Below are 26,116 nucleotides of genomic sequence, written 5' to 3'. Positions count from 1 at the left end.
GCCCACGAAAAAGCCCCGCCAAATGACGGGGCTGCGTAAATCTATTGTCCTTGCTTATTGGGTGCAGCGCTTTTCGGCGTCTTCGATCGCAGCGCTGAAACCCAACAGCGAGAACGTGTCTTTGGTCTGGGTTCCGCGCTCGGACCGGGCGGTCAGAACGGCCTCGGTGCCGCGCTTCATCGCTGCGACGACCTTCAGGTCTTCGCCTTCGGTTGCCGGCCAGGCCCATTCACCTTCGGTGATCAAAGCGAACTCGGTGCCGTCAATCTCAAGGGTGACCGTCGATCCTGCCGCGAAAGGATAGCCGCCGGTAAAGGTCACCTGACCTTTGACTTCGGCATTCGGGCGGTAGAACACGAACAACAGGATGTCGCTGCGGCGCACCGAAACCACGCGTCCGCCTTTGGTGTTCACAGTCTCTTTGGGCGCGGATACGCTCCAGCACTCTGTGGGATCTTTCTCCACAAAAACGCTCCAGTCGGTCTTCGCAGCAACCCGATTGGTGCTGGTCGCCTGCTGAGCGATTGCGGTTGTGGCCATTCCTGCCACGCACAGACCCGCAATTGTGCGGACGAGTTTTAATCCCATCTGTCCAGCCTCCTAGCTCGACCTAATACCTCATACCCATCGAGACCGCATACGAACTCTGTCGGTTCGTCTGTAAGTTGCGTATTCCGATGATTGTCGACATACACACACTAACGCAGGTTTCGCCACAGGCGAAAGGGCGATTGGCAGATTTTTGCGCATATAATGGAGGGGCCAGATGACGCAGCCGGTACCAATGACAGAACTATGGCGAGGCCCCTTGTTGGAAAGCCTGCATCTGGGCCACGCAGTGATCTGTGACGACAGCGGCCAAATCGTACGCAGCTGGGGCGATCCGGACGCGGTGATTTACCCTCGGTCGTCTGCAAAAATGATCCAGGGGCTGCCGCTGATCACATCGGGTGCAGCCGCCAAATATGGCCTGAACTCCGAGCATCTGGCCCTCGCCTGTGCCTCGCATAGCGGCGCACATATCCATACCGACAGGGTTACTGCCTGGCTGGATCACTTGGGCTTGACCGAACACGATCTGCGCTGCGGTCCGCAAGAACCGCAGGACATGGCCGCGCGCGACGGGCTGATCCTTGCCGATGACACGCCCTGCCAGATCCACAACAATTGCTCGGGCAAACATTGCGGGTTTCTGACGGTTGCACAGCACATGGGCGCGGGACCGGAATACCTTGAGATCGACCACCCCGTACAACAAGCCTGCCTGTCCGCGCTGGAAGAAACCACTGGGGAAACCAGCCCTGCCTATGGAATCGATGGATGTTCGGCCCCGAACTTTGCGACATCACTGGTGGGACTGGCACGTTCGATGGCGTGGTTTGCCTCGGCCGCTGACCGGTCGGACCGTGCCAGCGACGCAGCGCAACAACTTACGACTGCGATGATCAAGCACCCCGAACTGGTGGCGGGCGAAAGCCGCGCCTGTACCGAGTTGATGCGCGCTATGGACGGTCGCGCCGCAATCAAAACCGGGGCTGAGGCGGTGTTCATTGCCATCATCCCGGAAAAACGAATGGGTGTTGCGCTGAAAATCACTGATGGCACCACCCGCGCCAGCGAATGCGCAATCGCCGCGATACTGGTAAGCCTTGGTGTGCTGGAGGCCGATCACCCGGCCACCCGCAAATTCATGAATGCCACGCAATACAGCCGTCGCGGGCTGGAATGCGGCGTAATCAGACCTGCGCCGGGGTTCCCCGGCTAAGGTTACATTTCGATTTCATGCACCTCGGCCACCTCGACCGAGCCCGAACCGTTGACCACCATGGGACAGCCCTTGGCCATTTCGGTCGCGGCATCAATGCTGTCGGCCTTAATGACGGTAAAACCGGACGCCGGGTTTGCTCCGCCATTGTCGACGACGCTTCCGTTGCTGACCGTATAGGATTGACCAACCGGATTGCCGGGTATGTCCAGCGCCTCACCCATGCCTTGAAACCATGCGCCCCAGGCGGCCATAGTTGCTTCGACTTCGGCAGGGTCGGTTGGTGTAGTTCCGCCGTGATAGACAAACAAATATAGTGGCATGTTATTTCCTCCCTAATGAAAACTTATCCAAACTGCGCCTCAAGCTTGGCCAGCGACGATGTCCAGCCCATGTTGTGGTTCGCTGCAGCCTCGGCATCTGCCAGTTCGCGGTGGTCCAGAACCAACCGCGCGCCGTTTTCCGTTGCGACGACCGAAAACGTGACGTGGCTTTCCGGCCCGCGCTGATCCTGATCGTCATGCCAGGCCCAGGTGAACCCAACCGAAATGGGCGGATCAACATGGGTGACATAACCGGACACTTTGAATGTCTGGCCTTCTGCATTCTTCATTATTGAATACCAAGGCCCTGTGCGTGAGAAATTCAGGTCATGCTCGGGCACATGCACCCCTTCGGGGCCCCACCACTGCAACAGCTTCGCCCCATCACTGACCCAGGCAAACAGGTTTTCGGGGGTGGTCGGGAACTCACGTTCCAGTTTCAGGTCGGCCATGAGTTTTCCCTTTCAATGAGGTCGCCCAGACGATCGAGGCTGTTTTCCCAGAACTGACGTTTTGAGATGGTCCATTCGGCGATTGCCCGCAGCCCGTCAGCTTGGATGGAATACATCCGCTGGGTGCCGTGGACGCGCTGATGCACCAATCCGGCCTCGCGCAGCACTTTCAGGTGGCGCGATATCGCTGCGCCCGACATGCCGCGCCCTTGGATCAGGTCACCGGCAGGCAGCTCTCCGTCCTGCATCAGTTGCTCAACGATCGAGAACCGAGTGGAATCGGACAAAGCAGAAAAAGCATTTATCAGAGTGTTCATAGCCTTTATTTAACACGTACGTTAAATAAAGGGAAGACCTTTAACCGGACACAAATTCCGAGCGGCTATAGCCCTGAACGTACAGCAATGCTGTCAGATCGCCATGGTTGATCCGAACCTCGCATTGCTCGGCAACCGTGGGCTTGGCATGCAGGGCCACCCCTGTTCCCGCGCGGTGCAGCATCCCCAGATCGTTGGCCCCGTCGCCTACGGCAATAACGTCTTCTTCACGCAAGCCCAGTCGCGCGGTGATCTGTTCCAAGGCATCCACCTTGGCTTGACGCCCCAAAATGGGCCGCAGTACATCCCCAGTCAGTTTTCCGTTTTGGGCCAGCAGGGTGTTGGCACGGTTCTCGTCAAAGCCCAGCACCTCGGCCACTTTTGCGGTAAACGCCGTGAAACCGCCCGAGACCAAGGCGGCATAGCTTCCGTTCTGGCGCATCGTCGCGACCAGTTCCTTGCCGCCCGGCATCAGAGTGATGCGTTCATCCAGTACTTTACCGATCACCGCCTCATCCAGACCTTTCAACAGACCAACCCGTTCGGTCAGCGCGCCCTCAAAGTCCAACTCGCCATTCATGGCGCGTGCGGTGATATCCTTAACGCGGTCGCCGACGCCGGCCTCATCCGCCAGTTCGTCGATGCATTCCTGTTGGATCATGGTGCTGTCCATATCGGCCAACAGCATCTTGTTACGGCGGCCCTCAGATTGTTGGACAACCAGATCCACGCCCATTTGCTGCAGGTCCGCCCAGACATCCCACCGGTTGCCCGGCATTTCGCTAAGATGGAACTCTGCTGCTTCATCCGGGCTGAGCCAAACGATCTCACCACCGCCCCATGCGTTCCGCAAGGACTCGACCAACGCCAAATCCAGATTAGACACATCGGGGTTGGTCAACAGGGTGGCAACGTACATATTCAATCTCCGGCAAGCTCACCTGCGCATATCGCAGGTGCAGCATTTTCGCCAGAGTCTGTTTCGAACTAGCCCAAAATACCCGGCAGGCGCAGCCCGTGGGCCCGCGCACAATCCTTGGCGATGTCATACCCAGCATCCGCATGGCGCCAGACGCCCGAGGCCGGGTCATTCCAGAGAACCCTCTCCAACCGACGCGCGGCATCTTCGGTGCCATCGGCACAGATCACAACACCCGCATGTTGGCTAAAGCCCATCCCGACGCCACCACCGTGATGCAGAGACACCCATGTCGCCCCGCTCGCCGTATTGATCAGCGCATTCAGCAACGGCCAGTCGCTGACCGCATCCGAGCCATCCAGCATCGCCTCAGTCTCACGGTTGGGGCTGGCCACAGACCCCGAGTCCAAGTGGTCGCGTCCGATCACCACCGGCGCCTTTAGCTCGCCATTGGCGACCATCTCATTGAACGCAAGCCCAGCCCGGTGTCGGTCGCCAAGCCCGATCCAGCAGATACGCGCCGGCAGACCCTGAAACGCGATCCGCTCCTGCGCCATGTCGATCCAGCGATGCAGGTGTTCATTTTCGGGGAACAGTTCCTTCATCTTGGCATCGGTTTTGTGGATGTCCTCGGGGTCGCCCGACAGAGCACACCAGCGGAACGGGCCGATGCCTTTGCAGAACAGCGGGCGGATATAAGCGGGTACAAAGCCGGGGAAGGCAAAGGCGTTCTCAAGCCCCTCATCCTGCGCGACCTGCCGGATGTTATTGCCGTAATCCAGCGTTGGAACGTCCGCGTTCCAGAAATCCACCATCGCCGCAACATGCTGCTTCATCGAAGCGCGAGCGGCTTTTTCCACCGATTTAGGATCTGTTTCACGCTTCTCGCGCCACTCTCCCATAGTCCAGCCCAATGGCAGATAACCGTTAATCGGATCATGCGCGCTGGTTTGGTCGGTGACGATATCAGGACGCATCCCGCCCGCCTGCATCCGAGCATAGATCTCGGGGAAAACCTCTGCCGCATTGCCCAGCAGACCAACCGACTTCGCTTCGCCCGCCTTGGTCCAGCGGTCGATCATCTCAAGCGCTTCGTCCAGCGTTTCGGCCTTTTCGTCGAGGTATTTGGTCCGCAGGCGGAAATCGATGCTGTCCGGGTTACATTCAACAGCCAGACATGAGGCGCCTGCGAACACGGCCGCCAGCGGTTGCGCGCCGCCCATTCCACCCAGACCTCCGGTCAGAATCCACTTGCCTGTCAGGTCACCGTCGTAGTGCTGACGCCCTGCCTCGGCAAAGGTCTCATAGGTGCCCTGAACGATACCCTGCGTACCGATGTAAATCCACGAGCCAGCGGTCATCTGGCCGTACATCATCAGGCCCTTCTTATCGAGCTCGTTGAAGTGATCCCAGGTCGCCCAATGTGGGACAAGGTTGGAATTGGCGATCAGCACCCGAGGCGCATCCTTGTGCGTGCGGATGATCGCGACCGGCTTGCCGGACTGGACGATCAGCGTCTCATCTTCCTCCAAATCCTTCAGACCGGCAACAATAGTGTCGAAATCCTGCCACGTGCGGGCCGCGCGGCCGATGCCGCCATAGACGACCAGTTCGTGCGGGTTCTCGGCCACATCAGGGTGCAGATTATTCATCAGCATCCGCAGCGGGGCCTCGGTTACCCAGCTTTTGGCGTTCAACTCGGGGCCGGTCGGTGGATAGATGTCGCGGGTGTTTTTGCGCGGATCGCTCATTTCTGGGCTCCTTGTCTGGTCAATGCGCCCGAGAGGGCAAGATCGTTGAGGCGGGTCAGCATGGTTTTCAAATGGGGGCGCAGTTTCGCAGCGCGGTTCTCGCGCCATGTCCACGGGGGTGTCTCGTCCATGTAAGCCCGCTGCGCGATCTCCATCTGGATGGCGTGTATGCCATCAGAAGGGCGACCATAGTGGCGGGTGGTCCATCCCCCGCGAAACCGGCCATTCAGGACCGAAGTGAACCCTTGGGCCTTGCTCGCCACGTCGTGCACGGCTTGCTCAATGGCCGTGTCACACGTCAGCCCATCATTGGTTCCGGTGTTGAACACCGGCAATTCGCCTTCGAACAGAAACGGGATCAGCGATCGGATCGAGTGGCAGTCAAACAAGATCGCCACTCCGTGCCGGTCCCGCACGCGGTTCAGTTCATCCAGAAGGGCAGCGTGATAAGGTGCGTGATATTTGCGCCGTCGATCTTCGACTTCATCCTCGGATGGTGATTGCCCGTCATTCCAGATCTGCTGCCCGTCGAAATCGGTCAGAGGCACAAGTGTGGTGGTATTCTGGCCCGGATATAGCGAGGCTCCGAACGGATCACGATTAGCGTCGATGACGTAGCGATGAACGTGCGACTGCACGACCGTGACATCATCCAAAGTTCCTTTATAGAGCCTGTTTATGTGCCAGTCCGTATCGGCCAAACCGCGCCCGTTGTCATTCAGACGGACCGCTGTTTCGTCTGGCACATAAGTTCCGCCATGGGGTTGCCCCAGCACAATGGGACCGTCCCCGCGCTGAACACTGAACACCTGCATCAGAACAGCCCCGGCATCTGGGCACCCACTGCCCCAAGGATGTCACCCTCAGCCACCAAGCACTTGGATGTTTCCAGATCGGGTGCCAAATAACGGTCTTCGTTCAGTGTTGGGATCTCTGCTCGTACTCTGCGCATGACGCGTTGCAATGGTTCGCTGGTTGCCAGCGGTGCACGGAACTCCACCCCCTGAGCGGCACAAAGCAACTCAACACCAAGAATGTAGTTCAGGTTTTCGACCATCCGCGTCAGACGCCGCGCACCATGTGCAGCCATCGACACGTGATCCTCCTGGTTGGCCGAGGTCGGTGTGCTGTCAGTCACGCAAGGATTGGCAAGGTGCTTGTTCTCGCTCATCAAGGCGGCGGTCGTGACTTCGGCAATCATCAGGCCCGAGTTCAACCCGGGATCAGGCGTCAGGAACGGCGGCAGATCAAAGCTGAGCGTCGGGTCGACCATCAAGGCAATGCGCCGCTGCGCAATCGCGCCGACCTCGGACACCGCCAGCGCAATCATGTCTGCGGCAAAGCCAACGGGTTCGGCATGGAAGTTCCCGCCTGAAACGATGGCACCCGCCTCAGTCAGAACCAGCGGGTTGTCGGTGGCCGCGTTCGCCTCGATCTCAAGCGTGGTGGCCGCTTGGCGCATGACATCCATGGCCGCGCCGGTGACCTGCGGCTGACAGCGGATGCAATAAGGGTCCTGAACGCGCGTGTCACCGTCCCGGTGGCTTTCGCGGATCTCGGACCCGGCCAGTGTGGCGCGCATGGCGCTGGCGGCCTCGGTCTGGCCGCGGTGGCCACGCAAGGTATGGATTTCGGGCTGCAAGGGCGCTGTCGACCCCATGATCGCATCCGTCGACAGGGCCGAGATGACCAGAGCGCTTTGCGCTGCACGCCAGGCTTCGAACAAACCGGCCAGCGCAAAAGCAGTCGAGAATTGCGTGCCGTTGATAAAGGCAAGCCCTTCCTTTGGACCGAGTTGAATAGGCTCTAATCCAACTGATTTTAGCGCTTTTCCCCCCGGCAGGATGGTTCCGTCAACCTCGGCTTCACCTTCGCCGATGACTACGGCTGTCATATGCGCCAGGGGCGCAAGATCGCCCGAGGCCCCGACCGACCCCTGCGCGGGAATAACCGGGGTCACGCCCTTGGCCAGCATCTGCTGCAACAGGTCGATCAGCTCCCAACGCACACCCGATGCTCCGCGTCCGAAGGACAACAGTTTTAGCGTCATCATCAGCCGGGTCACACGGCGTGGCACGGCCGAACCAACGCCGCAGCAATGGCTAAGGATCAGGTTGCGCTGAAGGGTCGAAGTGTCCTTGGCCGCGATCTTGTGGCTGGCCAACTTTCCGAACCCGGTGTTAACGCCATAAACCGGGTCTTCCCCGGCCGCAGCTTCGAGAATGCGATTGGCTGCAGCCTCCACCTTGGGTTTGCACCCGTCATCCAGCGATACCGCGGGCTGCGACCAATACACTTCAGACAAATCTGACAGCGTAACCTGACCGGGCACAAGCGACAGGGTCTTCATTACAAACCTCCGAAAATGCGGGTGTGCAGCGGGTTGAAGCCGATCCGATAGGACAGCTCGGCTGGGTGCGTGATGTCCCATACCGTCAGGTCCGCGCGTTTGCCTTCAGTTATTGTGCCAGTGTCGGTCAGGCCCGAGGCTTGCGCCGCATTGCGGGTCACGCCAGCCAATGCCTCCTCCGGCGTCAGGCGGAACAAGGTGCAAGCCATATTCATGGTCAGCAGAAGCGACGTCAGAGGGGACGAGCCGGGGTTGCAATCCGTCGCCAGCGCAATCGGCACCCCATACTGGCGCAGCAGTTCAACCGGCGGCGCCTGCGTTTCGTGCAGCGTATAGAACGCCCCCGGTAGCAGCACACCCACGGTTCCGGCCTGTGCCATGGCGGCCACGCCAGCCTGGTCCAGATATTCGATATGATCTGCCGACAACGCCCCGTACGAAGCCGCCAGGGTTGCCCCTCCGAGGTTCGAAAGCTGCTCTGCATGCAACTTGACGGGAAGGTTCAATTCTTTCGCCACATCGAAGACCTTAGCGATCTGAGACGGATCAAAGGCGATCCCCTCGCAAAAGCCATCAACGGCATCCACCAGCCCCTCTTCATGCGCCAAACGCAGAGTCGGGATGCAAACATCGCGAATGTAGGCATCGGCGCGCGCCTGAAACTCAGGCGGCACCGCATGGGCTCCTAGAAAACTTGTTTTCACTCGCACCGGGCGCACCTCGCCGATCCGGCGTGCGACGCGCAGCATCTTGAGCTCTGAGTCGGTGTCCAGTCCATAGCCCGACTTGACCTCGATGCACGACACGCCCTCGGCCAGCAGGGCGTCCACTCGCGTCAGGGCATCCTCTAACAGGGTCTCTTCGCTGGCCGAACGGGTCGCTGTGACAGTCGACAGAATCCCACCACCTGCGCGCGCGACCTCTTCATACGAGGCACCATTCAGGCGCATTTCGAACTCGACCGCCCTGTTGCCACCAAAGACGACATGGGTGTGGGCGTCGATTGGCGCCGGCGTTATCAGCCGGTCGCCATAGTCCACGGTCGGCCAGTCAGAATAGTCGGTTGGCAGCGCATTCCGTGGTCCAATCCAGGCAACTTTCTCGCCATCAACAGCAAGTGCTGCGTCCTGAACCATCCCATAGCGCTCGGCACCATCGTCCATGGTCGCCACCCGCGTGCTCAAAAGGACAGACTTTTTGGCCATATCGATTCTTTTGGGCTCCCTTTGTCGTTAGATTTTTCGTATACTTATAAAAGTTTAAAGTCTACACAAAATGGAAATACGATGCCCATCCATGCGAAAACCGCTTTATTAGGCTCTGATTGGGTCAGTAACTTGCGGGTAGAAATCGCGCACGGTCAGATCCAAAGCTTGGAATCACAAGCGACCGCGCGATCCGGAGACACACAGGTTGATGTCTTGCTGCCTGCCTTGGGAAACCTGCACAGCCACGCCTTTCAGCGCGCTATGGCCGGTATGACAGAAGTGCGTGCCGCCGGGCGCGAGAGCTTTTGGACCTGGCGCACCTTGATGTACCGGTTCCTGGATAGATTGACGCCGGATCACGTAGAGGCCATTGCCGCTTTGGTCTATCTGGAGATGCAAGAGGCCGGATATGCCTCGGTCGGTGAGTTTCACTATGTCCATCACCAGCCGGGCGGTGAGCGCTACGACCACGTGTCGGAACTGAGCCAGCGCATATTTGCCGCAGCCACCCAAACTGGAATCGGACTGACGCACCTTCCGGTTCTCTACACCTACGGCGGTGTCGAACAACAACCCTTGGCTGGCGGTCAGCTACGCTTTGGCAATTCTGTGGATCAGTTTCTGATTTTGGTCGACGAATGCCGCTTGGCCCTACCGCATGCGGATTCTGTGATCGGAATCGCCCCGCATTCTCTGCGGGCAACATCGCCTGCCGATTTGAGCAAGGTTCTGAATGCCACTTCTGATGGTCCCGTCCACATCCACATCGCCGAACAGCTGAAGGAAGTGGCCGATGTCGAGGCTGCGCTTGGACAGCGGCCGGTCGAGTGGCTGCTGGACCATGTCGACGTCGATGACCGGTGGTGCCTTATCCACGCAACTCATATGACAGATGCCGAAACACGCGCCGTTGCGCGTTCGGGCGCCGTTGCCGGGTTGTGCCCGATTACCGAGGCGAATTTGGGCGACGGTATTTTCAACGGGGCAGTTTATGTCAAAGAAGGTGGTCGCTTTGGCGTGGGATCAGACTCTAACATAAGGATTTCTCTGCCTGAGGAACTGCGGACTTTGGAATATTCCCAACGCCTGCGGGACCATTCGCGGACGGTTTTGGTCAAAGACGAAGGCTCTGTCGGTCAGGCGTTGTATACAGGGGCCGCACAAGGGGGCGCGCAAACATTGGGACGAAATGCAGGGGAAATCACGGTCGGCAAGCTGGCCGACCTTGTTGCGATCGACCGATCTCATCCCACGATCTGCGCACTAACTGACGAACAGGTGCTGGACGGGCTGTGCTTTGCAGCGCCGGACGGGTTGGTGACGGATCTTTGGTCAGCGGGGCGTCATATGGTGCAGCAAGGCCGCCACATCGAACGGGATCGGATAATTCCAGCGTACCGGTCGGTGATTGCCGATCTTTTGGCAGACGTCTAAACGCACCTATTCAGGTAACCAGAGGCACCATGACCCAATCGAACGAAACTACCAGCTACAGGGACATCAAGGAAACCGTGCTGGCGCGCATTCGGTCGGGTGAGTGGCAGCCGGATTCGCTGCTGCCCAACGAACAGGATCTTGCAGTCGAATTCTCATGCACGCGGACGACTGTGAACCGTGCCTTGCGGGAGCTGGCCGATGAGGGGTTTCTGGAACGCCGACGCAAAGCCGGAACGCGGGTTCTAAGTGCGCCGCAAAGGCAGGCCCGTTTCACGATCCCCATGGTGCGGGACGAGGTTGAGGCGTTGGGCGGAATCTATCGCTATGCGCTGGTCTCGTCAGTTGCCGAGCGAGCGCCCGAATGGCTGTGCGCAAGACTGGCGCTGAAACCGAACCAACACGTGATGAATGTTCGCTGCATGCATTTTAACGGCAATACTCCGTTTCAATACGAAGACCGGTGGATCGTCATAGACTCGGTTCCGGAGGTGGTGAATGCGGACTTCGCCTCAATAGGCCCGAATGAATGGCTTATACAGACCGTTCCCTTCACCAATGTCGAGCTGAGTTTCCTGGCCAGTCGCGCCGATGACTCGGTGGCCGCATTCCTGGACCTGCCCATCGGCGAGCCGGTGTTCACGGGCGAACGGATCACATGGCTTGAGGGCGAGCCTGTCACCTTTGCAAAGATGTACTTCGCCGCCGGGTACCGGATGACCACTCAGTTCTGAGCTGACCGCGATTTCTGCTTTACCGTACCCCTAATCCACGCCAGATTCAGCGTATTCTGATCCTGCGCGAAGGAAATATGGGATGGGTAACCCACTCTATGATCGGTTGTTTGGCATCCATGCAGGCAAGGATACGCCTTTCCTTCTTCTGCCCGACGGCCAGACCATTACCCACGCGGCTTTTCTGGCCACGGCAGCCCGAATCGCTAACGCTTTGAATGGGTACGAGCTTGAGCCCGGAGACCGAGTTGCTGTTCAGGTGGAAAAGTCACCAGAAGCGCTGGCGCTCTACGCGGCTTGCGCCCAAACCGGGCTGATCTTTTTGCCGTTGAACACGGCCTACACATCCGGCGAGCTTTGCTATTTCATCGAAAACAGTGGGGCTGCGCTGGTGGTTTGCGATGCCGCCAAACAAGCGGAACTGAAGCCCATCGCCGAGGCGCAAAACGCAAGGTTAGAGACGCTCAACGCAGATGGGTCGGGCAGCTTGATGCGGCGGGCATTGGGTATGCTTCCTGCCTTCGAACCAGTCAAGCGAACCGAAGGTGATCTTGCCGCATTCCTCTACACCTCTGGCACGACCGGGCGCTCCAAAGGTGCGATGCTGACGCAAGCCAACCTGCTGTCCAATGCCGAGACGCTGGTGGACGAATGGCGGTTTACGCAGGATGATGTGCTGCTGCACGCCTTGCCGATCTTTCATACCCACGGGTTGTTTGTAGCGACAAACGTTATTCTGGCTTCGGGCGGTTCGATGATTTTTCTGCCGAAGTTTGATTTGGATGATGTCCTGCGCCTGATGCCCAATGCGACCTCGATAATGGGTGTGCCGACCTTCTATACCCGATTGCTGGCGGATGATCGGTTCACCGGTGATCTGGCGCAGCACATGCGGTTGTTCATCTCGGGTTCGGCCCCACTGCTGGCCGAGACGCATGAACGGTTCGAGGGCCGAACCGGACACCGCATCCTTGAACGCTATGGTATGACGGAAACCAATATGAACACCTCGAACCCTTATGACGGTGAACGTCGCGCAGGAACTGTCGGGTTCCCGCTGCCGGGTGTCGAACTAAAGGTAACCAACCCTGAAACCAGCGAGGCATTACCGCAAGGCGAGATAGGAATGATCGAAGTGCGCGGACCAAACGTCTTCGAAGGTTATTGGCAAATGCCCGAAAAAACCGCTGCGGAATTGCGCGAAGACGGGTTCTTTATCACCGGTGATCTCGGGCGCGTGGACGTGGATGGTTACGTACACATCGTGGGTCGCGGCAAGGACCTGATCATTTCGGGCGGGCTCAACATCTACCCCAAGGAGGTCGAACTGGTGCTGGACGACCAGCCCGGTGTACTGGAAAGCGCCGTGATTGGCGTACCACACGCTGACTTCGGCGAAACCGTTCTGGGTATTTTGGTTGCAGAACCGGGCCGGGCGCCTGACCTTGATGCCATTATGGCCAGCGTTCAGAACCAACTGGCGCGGTTCAAACACCCCAGCCAACTGATCGTGCTGAATGAGCTGCCCCGAAACACCATGGGGAAAGTGCAAAAGAACGCCTTGCGCGAGCTTTACAAAGATATGTTTACCGCGGATTAGGCTCTAACGGGACCCGGCCGGCGTCCGTCAGCAACCAGCACTGACGCCCTTCGAACACGGCTGCTGCCAGTGGTCGACCATAACCTGCCCCTGCGTCCAGATTGACACGATTGCCGCAATGCTCCGCCGCATCCACGGGTGTGTGCCCATGCACGATCAGCCAGGGGTAAGGGCGGGCATCGCGCAGGAATTCCTGGCGTATCCAAACTAGATCGTCTTCGGCTTGCCACTTTAACGGAAGGCCGGGTCGAATGCCTGCATGCACGAACAACAGCTCGTCTTCCTGATGATACAACGGCAAGTCATTCACAAAATCAATATGTTCCTGGGGCACGGCGGCCCTTGCCCTTTCATTTACCTGAAGAATCCGGTCTTTGTCGATCACCTCAACACCGTAAGATGCCAGCGTTTCCCGGCCACCCAAACGAGGGTCCAGCCAATTCAAAGTGCTTGGCAAACGACTATCTGCAATCTCGCAATGCTGAACAAAACGCGACATCATCCGATCGTGGTTGCCTTTGACCATGACCCAATTCCGCCCCGCCTTGCGCCCTTCGATCAGCAGATCCAGAACCTCGCGGCTGTTCGGGCCACGATCCACATAGTCCCCAAGAAAGACAACACGCGCATTCGGCCCGCCATCCGCCTGGATCCGGGATAGCGCGTTTTGCAGCATGCCCATTTGCCCATGGATATCGCCGACCGCGTAAATTGGGATGCTCAAAACGCTACCTCTTGAAATATGTCAGTCACTTTGTGCAACAACTCGGTTGCAGAAAAAAGACAATGCCCGCACATTTTTTGCACGGGCATCGCCAAGGTCACAATTTTCGGACAGAATCTTATGCTACATCAAATTCCAGCGGTTTGATCTGAGTGAATAGCCCCGTTTCCGCCAGTTTCGCCCGCGCTTCGGCCGGAACAGGTTCGTCCACGTACAGCAAAGCAATCGCTTCTCCGCCCGCTTCGGCACGGCCCAGCGTAAAGTTAGCGATGTTCACGTCGTTCTCGCCCATGGTCTGACCCAACGCGCCGATGATTCCCGGAACGTCTTCGTTGGTGGTATAGAGCATATGGGCACCGACCTCGGCGTCGATATTGATGCCTTTGATCTGGATAAAGCGCGGTTTGCCATCGCTGAAAACCGTACCCCCGATCGAGCGTTCGCGCTTGTCGGTTACCACAGTCACCTTGATGTAGCCGTCAAAGACACCGGTCTTGTCCTGATTGGTGGTCGATAGCTGAATCCCGCGCTCTTTCGCTACAACCGGGGCCGACACCATGTTCACTTCCGGGTTGAATTTTTTCATGATCCCGGCAACCACGGCGCAGTTCAGGGCAGCCAGGTTCATCTCAGCCGCGACACCGTCATACAGGATGTTAATTGCCTTAACCGGTTCATCGGTCATCTGACCAATGAAACTACCCAGATGACCGGCCAGCTTGATCCAAGGGCCCATGACCTTGGCCTCTTCGGCAGTGACGCTGGGCATGTTCAGCGCGTTTTCCACCGCGCCAGTCAGCAGATAGTTCGAGATCTGTTCGGCCACCTGCAGGGCAACATTTTCCTGCGCTTCGGTCGTTGCAGCACCAAGGTGCGGCGTGCAGACGACGTTCGGCAAGTTGAACAGCGGGTTGTCCTTTGCCGGTTCTTCTTTGAACACATCAAACGCGGCCCCTGCCACATGGCCGGATTGCAGCATCTCGGCCAGCGCCTCTTCGTCGACCAGACCACCACGGGCGCAGTTGACGATGCGTACGCCGGGCTTGGTCTTGGCCAGGTTTTCACGGCTCAGGATATTGCGCGTCTGGTTGGTCAGCGGCACGTGCAGTGTGATGAAATCGGCGCGGGCCAGCAATTCGTCCAGCTCGACCTTTTCGACGCCCATCTTGGCGGCTTTCTCTTCGCCAAGAAAGGGATCGTAGGCGACGACCTTCATTTTCAGGCCCAGCGCGCGTTCACAGACAATACCGCCAATGTTGCCCGCGCCAATAACGCCGAGGGTCTTATTGGTTAGCTCGATGCCCATGAATTTGGACTTTTCCCATTTGCCTGCATGGGTCGAAGTGCTGGCCTCGGGGATTTGACGCGCGACGGCGAACATCATCGCAATTGCGTGTTCAGCGGTGGTGATCATGTTGCCAAACGGCGTGTTCATGACGATCACACCTTTTTTCGACGCGGCATCCTTGTCGACATTGTCGGTGCCGATACCAGCGCGACCGATCACTTTTAGATTGTCGGCTTTTTCCAGCAAGGTCGGCGTAACCTTGGTGGCCGAACGGATGGCGAGACCATCATACTGGCCAATCAACTCGGCCAGCTTGTCCTTATCCTTGCCCAGATCAGGCATGAAATCCACGTCGATGCCGCGGTCGCGGAAGATCTGCACGGCGGTTTCGCTGAGTTTGTCGGATACGAGTACTTTGGGGGCCATGTTTGTGGTCCTTGAATGTCATGAAAAATCCGGGCCTGAGACGGCCCGGTAAAAAGGGTCAGGCGGCTTCTGTCTGCGTCGCGATCTCGGCCTCAAAGGCCCATGCCAGCCAGGGCAACATCGCCTCGATATCCGAGGTTTCAACCGTGCCACCGCACCAGATGCGCAGGCCTGCGGGTGCGTCTCGGTAGGCGCCGATATCCAATGCGATATTCTCGGCCTCAAGCCGCTTGGCCACAGCTTTGGCGAATGTCGCACCGTCCTGAATGCGTGTGTCGGTGAACTTTAGGCAGACCGAAGTGTTCGACTGTGTCGCCGCATCCTCTGCCAGATTGGCGATCCAGTCGTTTTGGTCGCAGAATGCGTGAACCGCACCGACATTGGCATTCGCACGGGCGATCAGGCCCTGCAAACCACCAACCGAGCGCGCCCAGTCCAATGCGAACAAGTAATCTTCGACCGCCAGCATCGAGGGCGTGTTGATCGTTGCACCGGTAAATATACCGTCGATCAGCTTGCCGCCCTTGGTCAGGCGGAAAATCTTGGGCAGGGGCCATGCGGGGGTGTAGCTTTCCAGCCGCTCCACTGCACGGGGGCTCAGGATCAACATCCCATGCGCCGCTTCACCGCCCAGCACTTTCTGCCAGCTAAACGTGGTCACATCCAGTTTGTCCCAAGGCAGATCCATCGCAAACGCAGCCGAGGTCGCGTCACAAATCGTCAGACCCTGACGGTCATCCGCGATCCAGTCGCCATTGGGAACCCGGACGCCCGAGGTAGTGCCGTTCCACGTAAAGACAACGTCATTGGCAAAATCAACCGAGGCCAGATCAACGAGCTGACCATAATCCGCCGTCTTCACCTCGGCGTCGATCTTCAGCTGCTTGATGACATCCGTCACCCAGCCGGAACCAAAGCTTTCCCAGGCCAACATCTCGACCTTGCGTTCGCCCAACAGCGACCACAGGGCCATCTCAACCGCGCCTGTGTCCGAGGCGGGAACGATGCCGATCTTGTAATCCGCCGGAATGCCCAGCACCTCACGCGTACCTTCGATCGCGGCCTTCAGCTTGTCCTTGCCGACAGCTGCACGGTGCGACCGGCCCAGTGCGGCATCGGCCAGTTTGGTCAGATCAAATGTGGGGGGTTTGGCGCAGGGGCCCGAGGAAAAACGCGGATTTGCCGGCCGCGTCGCCGGTTGTTTAATGCTCATGTGTATTACCCTTACAGATACACGCCCCTCGTTGGGGAGGGGTGTCCCACAGACAGAGCTATTGCCTCGAACGACGCCCAGCAAGCGGAAAAGACGCATCGGGTGCCAAAAACGACACCCGATTATGTGCGTATCTGGAACGCGGGTTTCCTATCGGCATCAAGACGAGAGGCGCACAGTCTCTCCGGTTTCCAATGCCTGTTGCGCCGCCAAACCGATGCGCACGGCCCAAAGGCCATCATTCAGGGTGACGTCAGGTTGTGCCTTTTCGCCTCGTAGAACAGCTAAGAACCCCTGATGTTGGTAGAAAGTTGAACCATTGTGGTCCCCAGCGGCCAATAGGCGCGGATCGACGGGGATCTCCTTGGTGACCGGACCTTTTGGGGCACGTGGGCTGACAATGATCTGCGGGACCGGCGGCGTGCCAAGATGTTCCGGCCAGAACCGCCCCGGCCCCGGCACCAACGCTTCGATTTTGGCGTCTGGCCCAACGGCCGAGATTTCCTCTTGATACCGTGATCCTTCGGCAAACATGCACAGCTCTAGCATCGCACGCGCGCCCGAGGCGAAGTCCACGATGACATAGCCATGGTCAAGGATATCGGGCGCTTCGCCCTCATAGGTCTCGTCCAGATGGTTGACCGCCTGCCCGCCGCTAGCTGTAACGCGAACCGGATCGGATTGCAGGATCAAACGCATCAGGTCGAAGAAATGGCAGCACTTCTCGACAAATGTTCCACCGGTATTCCGGTTGAACCGGTTCCAGTTCCCGACTTTTTCCAGAAACGGAAACCGATGCTCGCGGATCGACAGCATCTTAACGCCGCCCGTGGCCTCAGCCTCGGCAATCAGCGCGGCAATGGGCGGCATATAGCGGTATTCCATCGCAACCCAGATCGGGTGCGGATAATCACGCTGCAGCGCCTCAAGCCGCGCCGCATCCACCGGATCTGTGAAAAGAGGTTTCTCTACCAACAACGGCAACGGGCGCGTCCGGGCAATCTCTTCGATTTGATCCACATGCAGGTGGTTGGGGCTAACGATGACGACGCAGTCCAGATCGTCGACCGCAAGCAATTCTTCGACCGAAGACACCATCACCGCGTCAGGCGCAATCGCCTGCGCAGCCTTCGCCATCTCAGCGTCAGGCTCAAAGATCGCTGAAACGCGCGTGTCGTCCAGCAGGGCAATATTGTGCAGGTGTTCCTGCCCCATCATACCGCATCCGATCAGCCCGTAGTGAATGGTCCGGGTCATGCGCAGTTCCTTTTACTTCAGTCGTTGGACATAAGTGGCCCGATCCGGGTCGAACCATGTTTTTGAAAACTCAACCGGTTCGGGTTTTTCCGACCAGCTGAACCGCTCGATGTAGCCAACCGTTTCTCCGGCTGGCCTGGTGAAATCAGGGGGCGTCCAATCCGGCAACATCCCGAGGGAAACCCTGTCTTCCGCACGCGTGATCCAGAACCCCAACTGGTGCTGGTAGTACCGATAAAGCGAGTCGGACAGCAGCTGTCGATCAATCAAACCAGCGGACTCATCCAGCCAGATTTCTTCAACCGCGATAATTGTATCATTCAGGTAGCGCATTCGACGCACCCGCGATCCCATGTCCGAGGCACCAAATCGCGGCAAATCTGTGGGCTTTTTCAGATGGTCAACTGACAGGATATCCGCCCGCGGCAACCCACCGCCTTCAGGCAGCTCCAGTCGGAACATTGCATAGACGCTGTTTTGCGTTCCAGTCTCACGTACATAATTGCCCGATCCCTGAATACGCTCCAGCATCCCCTTTTTCTCAAGCTCAGCCAGCGATTTTCGCAGGGTCCCTACCGATACCTTCAGTTCCGCGGCAAGGTCCCGTTCGGGCGGCAAACGCTCACCATCAATCAGGCGACCTGCGGCGATGTCGCGGATCAAAAGCTCGGCAATCTGAACATAAACCGGCAGGGCGTTCGGGTTTCGGTTGGCAGAAGACATCTTTTGGCGCTTCACTCGGTCGCAGGAAAAATTGATACACCATTGATCTACATCAATGTGATTGCTACGCAAGAGGAAAGTCACAGCCACGTGGAGAGCGAATCAGATGACCATCGTCCCCATCACCTCACCCGATCTGAATGCGGCCGAGGTTTCGTGGTTCGCGGCGCTGTGTTCGGACGATTACCAGTTTCTTGGAATGCCCGATGGTGGCCTGCGATCCAGCTGGGATCACTGTTCAGGCATCGTGAAAGAGGCCGAGGCGCAAGGGTTTAGAAACATCCTCTGCCCGTCGTCCTATCAGGTGGGGCAAGACACACTTAGCTTTGTGGCAGGCTGCGCGCCGATCACCGACAAAATCAACATGCTGGCTGCGGTGCGCTGCGGCGAAATGCAGCCCATTATGCTGGCCCGCACCATCGCAACGCTGGATCACATGCTGCAGGGGCGTTTGACGGTCAACATCATCTCATCCGATTTCCCTGGAGAGAAAGCCGACAGCGCCTATCGTTATCAGCGTTCTCGCGAAGTGGTCGAGATCCTGAAACAGGCGTGGACGCAGGATGAGATCAATCATGCGGGCGAGGTCTATAGCTTCTCGGGCCTGACGACCGACCCGGCGAAGCCATATCAAACCGGCGGGCCGCTACTGTATTTCGGGGGCTACTCCCCATCCGCTCTGGAACTGTGCGGTGAACATTGCGACGTCTACCTGATGTGGCCCGAAACCAAAGATCAACTGGCCGAACGGATGAAAGCCGTCCACGCGGTTGCCGAGAACTACAACCGCACACTGGATTACGGCCTGCGCGTGCACATGATTGTCCGCGATACCGAGGCCGAAGCGCAGGAATACGCCGACTACATCGTATCGAAACTGGATGACGAATACGGTCGCGCCATCCGTGAGCGTGCTTTGGATTCGACATCACTGGGCGTCGCGCATCAGGCCAAGAACCGCGATCTGGCGGATGAGTATGGCTATGTCGAACCCGGCCTTTGGACCGGCGTTGGCCGCGCGCGGTCTGGGTGCGGTGCAGCACTGGTCGGATCGACCGATCAGGTCATGTCCAAGATCGAAGAGTATCAGAAGATGGGCATCCGCGCCTTCATCTTCTCGGGATACCCACACATGGACGAAGCTCGCCATTTTGGCAGCCGTGTTATGCCTAATCTGAAAACCTGCTCCCTTCCCGAAGCCTACGGAAGGGTCCCTGCAAATACCCCGGCCACACCGCTGGGCAACGGAGTTCGTCGCTGATGCAACGTGTGAAACTATCTGACACGCTGGATATGAGCCGCCTTGTCTATGGCATGTGGCGACTGGGCGACGACGACGACACTTCGACGGGTCATGTCGAGGCCAAGATTCAGGCCTGTCTGGATCAGGGCATCACCACCTTCGATCAGGCCGATATCTATGGCGGCTACGCGGCCGAGGCTGTTCTGGGCAACGCCTTACGCGCAAATCCAGGCCTACGCCAGCGGATGGAAATCGTCACCAAATGTGACATCGTCGCGCCGATGGGTCGGTATGCGGACGCCAAGTGCAAATACTATGACACCTCGCGCGCGCATATCCTGAAATCGGTTGAGACATCGCTGTCCGAAATGGCCATCGATCATATCGACCTGCTGCTGATTCACCGCCCAGATCCATTCATGGATCATCACGAAACAGGTGCCGCGCTGGACGAAGTTGTCGCCAGTGGCAAGGTCGGCGCGGTTGGCGTGTCCAATTTCCGCCCATGGGACTGGAGCCTTCTGCAATCGGCGATGAACACCCAATTGGTGACCAACCAAATCGAGATTTCTCTGGGCGAAATCGGCCCCTTCACCAACGGTGATCTGGCGTTTCATCAGCAGCATGGCCAGCCGGTGATGGCGTGGTCACCCTTGGGTGGCGGGTTGCTGATGGCTGGAAACCCTCCGGTCGGGGTTGTAGCGGACGAAGTCGCCGAGGAATTCGGCGTGGATCGCGCCGCCGTGGCGGTGGCGTTTCTTCTGGCCCACCCTGCAGGCATTCTTCCGGTCTTGGGCACCAACAATCTTGACCGGATCAAGCGCATCTCTGACGCACTGAAAGTCAATCTGGATCGCGAGAGCTGGTACCGCCTGTATGAGGCGGCACTGGGGCATGAGGTACCATGATGAACGCAATCTCAAAGGACATGACCCGCACATTCGTTCCCCACAGGGACGACACCCGAACCTTGCGCGACGCTTTTGGTCGTTTTGCCACCGGTGTCACCGTGGTCACCTGTGACAGCACAGACGGGCCGGTCTGCATCACCGCCAACAGCTTTTCGTCCCTTTCGCTGGACCCACCACTTGTCATGTGGGCAGGCGATCGCAACTCGCGCCGGTTCCGTTATTTCCAAGAAGCACGGCATTTCAGTGTTCACGTCCTTTCAGCAGAACAGGCCGAGCTTTGCTTTGGATGTTCGAAAGACGCGTTTGCGCTTCAGGATATCGACCACGAGCGCTGTGAAAACGGAACCCCGCTGCTGCCCGATTGCCTGGCCCGTTTCGAATGTGAGCAACACGCTTATCACGACGCTGGCGACCACGTTATCGTTATTGGAAAGGTCCTGCGTGCCAGTATGGCGGACGGAGACGCATTGACCTTCTACGCCGGAAAGCTCGGCCAATTCGCGCACCAGTAAGCGCGGAATAACTGTCGCGGTGAAAGCCCGCGGCTGAAAAGGGAGGATCCGCATGGGCGGATTGACGTCGGTGCTTGCGCCGATCGCGTTTGTTAATGAAACCGTGCTGCGATTGGGCCGCGCGGTTGGTGTCGTTGCGATTGCGCTTATGGTAACCGCGATCCTGATTCAGGTGTTTTTCAGATACGTTCTGGGCAACGCGCTGCCTTGGCCGGATGAGGCCGCTCGGTTCTGCATGCTATGGATGACCGGCCTGATGGCCCCCACGGCATTTCGGCGCGGCGGGTTTGTCGCTATCGACATGGTGCCCCTGATGCTGCCGCGAGGGGTTGGGCAAACCCTGAACATCCTGCTGCTGCTGGTTTCGCTGGCCGTTTTGCTGGTGGCCGTCAAAATCGGCTGGTCCGAGGTCACCGGGTTTGGCGGCAAGTTCGCCACCGCTGCGTTGTATCTGCCAACGTCCTTTGGGTTTGACGAGTGGTACCGCATTCCGCGCAGCTGGATGATGGCCTCACTGTTGGTTGGGGTCATCCTGCTGATTTCAGTCAATATCGAGCTGATCTTGCGCGCCGTCGTGACCCTGTTGGGCGGCGGTCATCTGCTGCCAGACATTGCCGATGCACCTGTGGGGGCCGAATAGATGCTGATATGGTTCCTGCCCACATTTCTGGTGTTTCTACTGATCGGTCTGCCGGTCTTTTTCGCATTGCTGGCCGCGCCCGGCATTCTGCTTTGGCTGAACGGTCAAACAGCCGACATCACGCTGCTGTATCGCAATGTCTACAACGGCATGGACAGCTTTCCGCTGATGGCGATCCCCTTCTTCATGCTGGCCGGAGAGTTGATGAACCGCGGCGGCATCACAATCCGTCTGGTTGAGTTCAGCCAAGCCCTGATGGGCCATTTTCGGGGCGGTCTGGCGCATGTAAATGTGCTGAGTTCGATCCTGTTTGCCGGGCTGTCAGGCTCAGCCGTGGCCGATACGTCGGCGCTGGGTTCAATGCTGATCCCAGCGATGGAAAAACAGGGCTATACCCGCAAGTTCGCCGCCGCGATCACGGCGGCCAGTTCGGTGATCGGCCCGATCATCCCGCCCTCGGGTATTATGATCATCTATGCCTATGTCATGGGTGAAAGCGTTGCCGCTCTGTTTCTGGCCGGCATCGTGCCCGGCGTGATGGTCGGCGTCGGCCTGATGCTGATGATCAAGGTTATGGCTGACAAGTACGACTTTCCCGTCGCCAGCCGGAAATACACGTGGGGCGAGCGCCGACAGGCCAGCCTCAAAGCGTTCTTCCCACTGCTGACGCCTGTCATCATTCTGGGCGGTATTCTGGGTGGTATCTTCACCCCAACCGAGGCCGCGGCGGTCGCCGTCGGCTATGCGTTCCTCATCGGCTTTTTTGTCCTGCGCACGCTGACGCTGAAAGAGGTGCCTGAAATTCTCAGCAATGCGGGTCTGACCTCGGCCGTCGTTTTGTTGCTGGTCGGCGCGGCGATGGCCTTCAAAACCGTGGTCAGTCTCAGCCATGCGCCCGAACAACTGGCCGAGTTGATCCTCAGCCTGTCAGAAAACCCGCTGATCCTGCTGTTCCTGATCAACCTGCTGCTGTTTGTCGTTGGCATGTTCCTGGACGCAGGTCCCGCGATCATCATCCTTGGCCCGATCCTTGCGCCGATCTTTACCAGCCTAGGCGTCGATCCGATCCACTTTGCCATCATCATGAGCGTCAACCTGACCGTTGGCCTCGCCACGCCGCCAATGGGGCTGGTCCTATTCGTTGCTGCCGCTGTGTCGCGCGAAAAGGTCGAGACAATCGCAAAAGCGATCCTGCCGTTTCTGGCCGTCGAAATCATAGTGATCTTCCTGATCACCTATATCCCCGCACTATCCATGACGATCCCGCGCATAACGGGATTTGCAAACTGACTGAGTATCACAGGGAGGAAACGCATGCTCGGAAGATTTATCAAAACAGCAGCCTTAGCGGCATCGCTGGTTGCCGCATCGGCCATCGCGGCCACGGCAGCCGACTACACGCTGCGCGCCACTGCCAATTCGAATGAAAACGATGAGGACTATGACGGTCTGATCGTCTTCAAGAACTATGTCGAAGCGGCCTCAAACGGCGCGATCGAGGTCGAGCTGTTCATCGGAACGCAACTCTGTTCAAACGGGGCGGAATGTCTGCAGGGTGTAGCTGATGGCACCATCGACATCTACATCTCTACCTCAGGCGGCGCGTCGGGCATCTTCCCATATGTGCAGGTTCTCGACCTGCCCTACCTGATGGCGGATGATCGCGTGGCCGAGCGTGTTCTGTCCGGTGACTTCACCCGCACGATGCGCGAAATGGCGCTGGAGGATTCCGGCGGTGCGATCCGCCTGATGACCATCGGCAATACCGGTGGCTGGCGGAACTTCGCGAACACGCAACGCCGGATCGCAGAACCTGCCGACATGGAAGGCCTGAAAATCCGCACCGTGGTCGCCGACCTACCACAGGAACTGGTCAAGGCTCTGGGCGCGTCACCCACCCCGATCCCGTGGCCGGAACTGTTCACCAGTTTCCAGACTGGCGTTGTTGAGGGATCCAAGAACGGCATCACCGACATCATGGGCATGAAGTTCCCGGATGCGGGCCTGCAATACGTCACGCTGGACGGCCACGCCTACATGGGTGCACTGTGGTGGATGAATAATGCCAAGTTCCAGGAGATGCCCGAAGAACTGCGCCGTGTTGTGGTGGATGGGTTCTATGCCCTGCAGCAAGCGACCTTTGCATCGCCCAAGCGCAAGTCGATCCAGGCCTATGAAGATTTCGTCGCAGGTGGTGGTGATCTGTACGTTCCAACTCCCGAACAGAAAGCCGCGTTCAAAGACGCAGCAACACCGGTTTACGAGTGGTTCCAGTCCAACGTGGCCCGTGGGGATGAGATCTTTGCCGCGCTGACCGAGGCCGTGTCCATCGCCGAAGGCGAGATCAATGCGTCGCGCGATGCGGACCTGAATTAATCGATTGTGGGTCGGGCCTTATGGCCCGGCCCTTTTACCGAAACGGGTACATCCACCCTTTGTAGTCGTTGACCAGAACATGCGCTTTTTCGATCTGCTCCTGCGACATTTTCTTGACTACTTCCTCAAGGCTGATTGCCGCATCGGGATCGCCGCCAATGGCGCTGAGCGTGTACCACATGTAAGCCCGCACCAAATCAGGCGCGGGCATGCCAAGGCCCAACTCATAGTACCAGCCAACGCCGGACTGCGCCCCCGGATGCCCTTTCATCGAGGCGCGCAAATACCATTCAAACGCCCTTTCATAGTCTTGCTCGACGCCCAGCCCAAGGCCGTACATCACGCCAATCAGTTCCTCTGCCTCGGCATTGCCCGATCGGGCAGCGGGCATCAGTTCCTCGCGCGCGGCCTCGAACGCGCCGGCCTCCATCATGTCACGGGCCTGCTCCAGTTCGGCCAGCGCCGGGGTCGCAAGACAGCAAAGGGCAAATACAAACTGGCGCATGGGGCTGTTTTCCTTTTCGTCGGTGCGGCGGCAGCGCAGGAATTACCGCGCCCGCTGACGGATAATGACTTCATCGCCTTTGATATGGAACAGGCCGCCATCGGTCATCAACTGTTTTACGATCCGATCCTGTCCGGCAATCAGAACATCACCTGCGCCCATTGCCATCACCCGGATTTCGGCACGTCCGACGGGCTATCGCTAGGTATTGGCGAGGGTGGTCAGGGGCTCGGCCCAGACCGAACCCCTGGAACCGGAGCGGAAAAAATCCGCAAACGTATTCCGCGCAATTCGCCGGGTCTATGGAACCTTGGGGCAAAAAACATTCATACGGTATTCCACGATGGCCGCCTGAGTATTTCAGAGGTGTATGGCAACGGCTTCAACTCACCTGCGCAGGAATGGTTGCCTTACGGGTTGAATTCGCTGTTGGCCGCGCAAGCGCTGTTCCCACTGACCTCGCAATTCGAAATGGCCGGGAATGTCGCCGAAAACCAGGTCACGGGCGCGGTCCATGATCGCATCGACAAGGGTTGGCCGATTTTGGCAAAACGCGTCCGCACCGATCCGCGCTATGGCCCGGCAATGGTCGCCGCGTTTGACGAGGTCGAGACGACCGAAGACATCTCGATCACACAAATCGCCAACGCGCTGGCGGCGTTCATGGCCACCGAATGGCGCAGCACCGACAGCCCATTTGATCGGTATCTGGCCGGAGACGCAAATGCCCTGTCGCCGACCCAACTGATCGGAATGAACCTTTTCTACGGAAAGGCGCAGTGCTCTGACTGCCATTCCGGCCCGCTGATGTCCGATCAGAAATTCCACGCTTTGGCCCTACCCCCATTTGGTCCCGGTCGTACCCGGCAGTGGGATCCCTATGTTCGCGACGTGGGCCGGATGGGCGAAAGTGACCGGCTTGAGGATGCCTATCGCTTCCGTACTCCGATGCTGCGCAACGTGGCCTTGACCGCACCTTACGGCCATAACGGCGCCTTTCCTGACCTTGAAAGCATGATCCGCCATCATTTGGACCCTGTGTCCAGTTTCGCAAACTGGACACCCGAGACTGCGGCACTGCCCCACGTACCATGGCTACAAAAGGCAGATTTTGTTGTTTGGCACGACCGGTTTGAAATGCAGCGTGTACGCAGCAGAATTGACATTACGCCGCTGGAATTTTCTGAAGATGAGATCAACAGCCTCGTCGAGTTTCTGCACGCCCTGACCGGGACCAGCGTGGACACGCCACCCTTTGGCGTACCCGTTGACTTCGCACCCTAAGAAAAACCCCCGCTTTTCAACGGGGGCTTTGATTTTACTCAGCGGCTTCTTCGTAAGCGTCCATTGGGGGGCATGTGCAGATTAGGTTTCTGTCGCCATATGCGTTGTCGACGCGGTTTACGGGGGACCAGTATTTGTCGACGCCCATGGAGCCTGGGGGG

At 58.4% G+C, this 26,116-nt stretch carries 26 protein-coding genes; 11 read left to right on the top strand and 15 right to left on the bottom strand.

Annotation, left to right across the window (positions count from 1 at the left end; translation table 11 throughout):
* Positions 1-54: 54 nt before the first annotated feature.
* Positions 55-588, bottom strand: a complete 534-nt coding sequence (locus DK510_RS01525) for an invasion associated locus B family protein (protein ID WP_058272619.1) — start codon at positions 586-588, stop codon at positions 55-57.
* Between the two features lie 178 nt (positions 589-766).
* Here DK510_RS01525 and DK510_RS01520 point away from each other — a divergent pair, with 178 nt between their 5' ends.
* Positions 767-1,765 carry an asparaginase gene (locus DK510_RS01520; RefSeq protein WP_109310620.1) on the top strand — a complete coding sequence of 333 codons (999 nt, stop codon included), beginning with the start codon at positions 767-769 and terminating at the stop codon, positions 1,763-1,765.
* A 2-nt stretch (positions 1,766-1,767) separates the two neighbouring features.
* Here the strand turns inward: DK510_RS01520 and DK510_RS01515 are convergent, their stop codons facing one another.
* From DK510_RS01515 to hutI, 8 genes are all read right to left on the bottom strand, one after another.
* Entirely contained in the window at positions 1,768-2,088 is a 321-nt protein-coding gene (locus DK510_RS01515; protein ID WP_109310619.1) for a YciI family protein, read from the bottom strand.
* A gap of 23 nt (positions 2,089-2,111) precedes the next feature.
* Positions 2,112-2,540, bottom strand: coding sequence for an SRPBCC domain-containing protein (locus DK510_RS01510; protein WP_109310618.1), 429 nt, complete (start codon positions 2,538-2,540; stop codon positions 2,112-2,114).
* Complete coding sequence (locus tag DK510_RS01505; protein ID WP_109310617.1) at positions 2,528-2,857, bottom strand: helix-turn-helix transcriptional regulator; 330 nt, start codon at positions 2,855-2,857, stop codon at positions 2,528-2,530. Before DK510_RS01505 ends, DK510_RS01510 begins: the two co-directional genes overlap by 13 nt.
* 40 nt (positions 2,858-2,897) lie before the next feature.
* Positions 2,898-3,776 (bottom strand): phosphoserine phosphatase SerB, encoded by an 879-nt coding sequence (serB, locus tag DK510_RS01500; protein WP_109310616.1) that lies wholly within the window; start codon positions 3,774-3,776, stop codon positions 2,898-2,900.
* Positions 3,777-3,844: 68 nt separating this feature from the next.
* Positions 3,845-5,527, bottom strand: a complete 1,683-nt coding sequence (gene hutU, locus DK510_RS01495) for a urocanate hydratase (protein ID WP_109310615.1) — start codon at positions 5,525-5,527, stop codon at positions 3,845-3,847.
* Entirely contained in the window at positions 5,524-6,342 is an 819-nt protein-coding gene (hutG, locus tag DK510_RS01490; protein WP_109310614.1) for an N-formylglutamate deformylase, read from the bottom strand. The genes hutU and hutG overlap by 4 nt, the downstream gene beginning before the upstream one ends.
* Positions 6,342-7,877 carry a histidine ammonia-lyase gene (gene hutH, locus DK510_RS01485; RefSeq protein WP_109310613.1) on the bottom strand — a complete coding sequence of 512 codons (1,536 nt, stop codon included), beginning with the start codon at positions 7,875-7,877 and terminating at the stop codon, positions 6,342-6,344. The genes hutG and hutH overlap by 1 nt, the downstream gene beginning before the upstream one ends.
* On the bottom strand, positions 7,877-9,082 hold the full coding sequence (gene hutI, locus DK510_RS01480) for an imidazolonepropionase (protein ID WP_109310612.1): 1,206 nt from the start codon (positions 9,080-9,082) through the stop codon (positions 7,877-7,879). The genes hutH and hutI overlap by 1 nt, the downstream gene beginning before the upstream one ends.
* Positions 9,083-9,163: 81 nt before the next feature.
* Here hutI and DK510_RS01475 point away from each other — a divergent pair, with 81 nt between their 5' ends.
* The 3 genes from DK510_RS01475 (at position 9,164) to DK510_RS01465 (ending at position 12,853) form a co-directional block, all read left to right on the top strand.
* On the top strand, positions 9,164-10,519 hold the full coding sequence (locus DK510_RS01475) for a formimidoylglutamate deiminase (protein ID WP_109310611.1): 1,356 nt from the start codon (positions 9,164-9,166) through the stop codon (positions 10,517-10,519).
* Between the two features lie 29 nt (positions 10,520-10,548).
* Positions 10,549-11,253 carry a GntR family transcriptional regulator gene (locus DK510_RS01470; protein ID WP_109310610.1) on the top strand — a complete coding sequence of 235 codons (705 nt, stop codon included), beginning with the start codon at positions 10,549-10,551 and terminating at the stop codon, positions 11,251-11,253.
* Positions 11,254-11,335: 82 nt separating this feature from the next.
* Positions 11,336-12,853 (top strand): malonyl-CoA synthase, encoded by a 1,518-nt coding sequence (locus DK510_RS01465; protein ID WP_109310609.1) that lies wholly within the window; start codon positions 11,336-11,338, stop codon positions 12,851-12,853.
* On the opposite strand, the gene DK510_RS01460 is transcribed toward DK510_RS01465, so the two are convergent.
* The 5 genes from DK510_RS01460 to DK510_RS01440 form a co-directional block, all read right to left on the bottom strand.
* Complete coding sequence (locus DK510_RS01460; protein WP_109310608.1) at positions 12,840-13,577, bottom strand: metallophosphoesterase family protein; 738 nt, start codon at positions 13,575-13,577, stop codon at positions 12,840-12,842. The two genes, DK510_RS01465 and DK510_RS01460, sit on opposite strands and share 14 nt — an antisense overlap.
* Positions 13,578-13,695: 118 nt before the next feature.
* On the bottom strand, positions 13,696-15,291 hold the full coding sequence (gene serA / locus DK510_RS01455; protein WP_109310607.1) for a phosphoglycerate dehydrogenase: 1,596 nt from the start codon (positions 15,289-15,291) through the stop codon (positions 13,696-13,698).
* Between the two features lie 58 nt (positions 15,292-15,349).
* Positions 15,350-16,504 (bottom strand): phosphoserine transaminase, encoded by a 1,155-nt coding sequence (locus DK510_RS01450; RefSeq protein WP_109310606.1) that lies wholly within the window; start codon positions 16,502-16,504, stop codon positions 15,350-15,352.
* Between the two features lie 159 nt (positions 16,505-16,663).
* Complete coding sequence (locus tag DK510_RS01445; protein ID WP_109310605.1) at positions 16,664-17,761, bottom strand: Gfo/Idh/MocA family protein; 1,098 nt, start codon at positions 17,759-17,761, stop codon at positions 16,664-16,666.
* A 12-nt stretch (positions 17,762-17,773) separates the two neighbouring features.
* Positions 17,774-18,484, bottom strand: a complete 711-nt coding sequence (locus tag DK510_RS01440; RefSeq protein ID WP_058272636.1) for a GntR family transcriptional regulator — start codon at positions 18,482-18,484, stop codon at positions 17,774-17,776.
* 106 nt (positions 18,485-18,590) lie between these two features.
* On the opposite strand from DK510_RS01440, the gene DK510_RS01435 reads away from it, so the two are divergent.
* From DK510_RS01435 to dctP, 6 genes are read left to right on the top strand one after another with little or no spacing between them, the layout of a single operon-like run.
* Complete coding sequence (locus DK510_RS01435) at positions 18,591-19,745, top strand: LLM class flavin-dependent oxidoreductase (protein WP_058272637.1); 1,155 nt, start codon at positions 18,591-18,593, stop codon at positions 19,743-19,745.
* On the top strand, positions 19,745-20,635 hold the full coding sequence (locus DK510_RS01430) for an aldo/keto reductase family oxidoreductase (protein WP_109310604.1): 891 nt from the start codon (positions 19,745-19,747) through the stop codon (positions 20,633-20,635). The genes DK510_RS01435 and DK510_RS01430 overlap by 1 nt, the downstream gene beginning before the upstream one ends.
* Entirely contained in the window at positions 20,635-21,150 is a 516-nt protein-coding gene (locus DK510_RS01425) for a flavin reductase family protein (protein ID WP_058272664.1), read from the top strand. Before DK510_RS01430 ends, DK510_RS01425 begins: the two co-directional genes overlap by 1 nt.
* A 52-nt stretch (positions 21,151-21,202) precedes the next feature.
* Positions 21,203-21,790, top strand: coding sequence for a TRAP transporter small permease (locus tag DK510_RS01420; protein WP_109310603.1), 588 nt, complete (start codon positions 21,203-21,205; stop codon positions 21,788-21,790).
* On the top strand, positions 21,791-23,080 hold the full coding sequence (locus DK510_RS01415; protein WP_058279679.1) for a TRAP transporter large permease: 1,290 nt from the start codon (positions 21,791-21,793) through the stop codon (positions 23,078-23,080). It begins immediately after the preceding gene.
* Between the two features lie 24 nt (positions 23,081-23,104).
* The gene (gene dctP / locus DK510_RS01410; protein ID WP_109310602.1) at positions 23,105-24,166 is read left to right on the top strand and encodes a TRAP transporter substrate-binding protein DctP; all 1,062 of its coding nucleotides are present in this window, start codon (positions 23,105-23,107) and stop codon (positions 24,164-24,166) included.
* Between the two features lie 34 nt (positions 24,167-24,200).
* Here the strand turns inward: dctP and DK510_RS01405 are convergent, their stop codons facing one another.
* Positions 24,201-24,671 carry a tetratricopeptide repeat protein gene (locus DK510_RS01405; RefSeq protein WP_109310736.1) on the bottom strand — a complete coding sequence of 157 codons (471 nt, stop codon included), beginning with the start codon at positions 24,669-24,671 and terminating at the stop codon, positions 24,201-24,203.
* Between the two features lie 84 nt (positions 24,672-24,755).
* On the opposite strand from DK510_RS01405, the gene DK510_RS01400 reads away from it, so the two are divergent.
* A complete protein-coding gene (locus DK510_RS01400) occupies positions 24,756-25,955 on the top strand; it encodes a cytochrome-c peroxidase (RefSeq protein WP_370246097.1) in 1,200 nt (399 codons plus the stop codon).
* The last annotated feature ends 161 nt before the right edge of the window (positions 25,956-26,116 follow it).

Origin of the sequence: Ruegeria sp. AU67, from assembly GCF_900312795.1 — a bacterium.
GTDB classification, from domain to species: domain Bacteria; phylum Pseudomonadota; class Alphaproteobacteria; order Rhodobacterales; family Rhodobacteraceae; genus Ruegeria; species Ruegeria atlantica.
This window is presented reverse-complemented; position numbering and strand designations above follow the sequence as displayed.

What these genes read in the sequence shown, in the direction of transcription:
- DK510_RS01510 (WP_109310618.1), bottom strand. Translation starts at nt 2,540, where the DNA reads ATGGCCGACCTGAAACTGGAACGTGAGTTCCCGACCACCCCCGAAAAC.
- serB (WP_109310616.1), bottom strand. Translation starts at nt 3,776, where the DNA reads ATGTACGTTGCCACCCTGTTGACCAACCCCGATGTGTCTAATCTGGAT.
- DK510_RS01520 (WP_109310620.1), top strand. Translation starts at nt 767, where the DNA reads ATGACGCAGCCGGTACCAATGACAGAACTATGGCGAGGCCCCTTGTTG.
- DK510_RS01415 (WP_058279679.1), top strand. Translation starts at nt 21,791, where the DNA reads ATGCTGATATGGTTCCTGCCCACATTTCTGGTGTTTCTACTGATCGGT.
- DK510_RS01400 (WP_370246097.1), top strand. Translation starts at nt 24,756, where the DNA reads ATGGAACAGGCCGCCATCGGTCATCAACTGTTTTACGATCCGATCCTG.
- DK510_RS01475 (WP_109310611.1), top strand. Translation starts at nt 9,164, where the DNA reads ATGCCCATCCATGCGAAAACCGCTTTATTAGGCTCTGATTGGGTCAGT.
- hutH (WP_109310613.1), bottom strand. Translation starts at nt 7,877, where the DNA reads ATGAAGACCCTGTCGCTTGTGCCCGGTCAGGTTACGCTGTCAGATTTG.
- DK510_RS01525 (WP_058272619.1), bottom strand. Translation starts at nt 588, where the DNA reads ATGGGATTAAAACTCGTCCGCACAATTGCGGGTCTGTGCGTGGCAGGA.
- DK510_RS01420 (WP_109310603.1), top strand. Translation starts at nt 21,203, where the DNA reads ATGGGCGGATTGACGTCGGTGCTTGCGCCGATCGCGTTTGTTAATGAA.
- hutG (WP_109310614.1), bottom strand. Translation starts at nt 6,342, where the DNA reads ATGCAGGTGTTCAGTGTTCAGCGCGGGGACGGTCCCATTGTGCTGGGG.
- DK510_RS01515 (WP_109310619.1), bottom strand. Translation starts at nt 2,088, where the DNA reads ATGCCACTATATTTGTTTGTCTATCACGGCGGAACTACACCAACCGAC.
- hutI (WP_109310612.1), bottom strand. Translation starts at nt 9,082, where the DNA reads ATGGCCAAAAAGTCTGTCCTTTTGAGCACGCGGGTGGCGACCATGGAC.
- serA (WP_109310607.1), bottom strand. Translation starts at nt 15,291, where the DNA reads ATGGCCCCCAAAGTACTCGTATCCGACAAACTCAGCGAAACCGCCGTG.
- DK510_RS01425 (WP_058272664.1), top strand. Translation starts at nt 20,635, where the DNA reads ATGAACGCAATCTCAAAGGACATGACCCGCACATTCGTTCCCCACAGG.
- DK510_RS01505 (WP_109310617.1), bottom strand. Translation starts at nt 2,857, where the DNA reads ATGAACACTCTGATAAATGCTTTTTCTGCTTTGTCCGATTCCACTCGG.
- hutU (WP_109310615.1), bottom strand. Translation starts at nt 5,527, where the DNA reads ATGAGCGATCCGCGCAAAAACACCCGCGACATCTATCCACCGACCGGC.
- DK510_RS01405 (WP_109310736.1), bottom strand. Translation starts at nt 24,671, where the DNA reads ATGCGCCAGTTTGTATTTGCCCTTTGCTGTCTTGCGACCCCGGCGCTG.
- DK510_RS01445 (WP_109310605.1), bottom strand. Translation starts at nt 17,761, where the DNA reads ATGACCCGGACCATTCACTACGGGCTGATCGGATGCGGTATGATGGGG.
- DK510_RS01465 (WP_109310609.1), top strand. Translation starts at nt 11,336, where the DNA reads ATGGGTAACCCACTCTATGATCGGTTGTTTGGCATCCATGCAGGCAAG.
- DK510_RS01470 (WP_109310610.1), top strand. Translation starts at nt 10,549, where the DNA reads ATGACCCAATCGAACGAAACTACCAGCTACAGGGACATCAAGGAAACC.
- DK510_RS01440 (WP_058272636.1), bottom strand. Translation starts at nt 18,484, where the DNA reads ATGTCTTCTGCCAACCGAAACCCGAACGCCCTGCCGGTTTATGTTCAG.
- dctP (WP_109310602.1), top strand. Translation starts at nt 23,105, where the DNA reads ATGCTCGGAAGATTTATCAAAACAGCAGCCTTAGCGGCATCGCTGGTT.
- DK510_RS01450 (WP_109310606.1), bottom strand. Translation starts at nt 16,504, where the DNA reads ATGAGCATTAAACAACCGGCGACGCGGCCGGCAAATCCGCGTTTTTCC.
- DK510_RS01435 (WP_058272637.1), top strand. Translation starts at nt 18,591, where the DNA reads ATGACCATCGTCCCCATCACCTCACCCGATCTGAATGCGGCCGAGGTT.
- DK510_RS01430 (WP_109310604.1), top strand. Translation starts at nt 19,745, where the DNA reads ATGCAACGTGTGAAACTATCTGACACGCTGGATATGAGCCGCCTTGTC.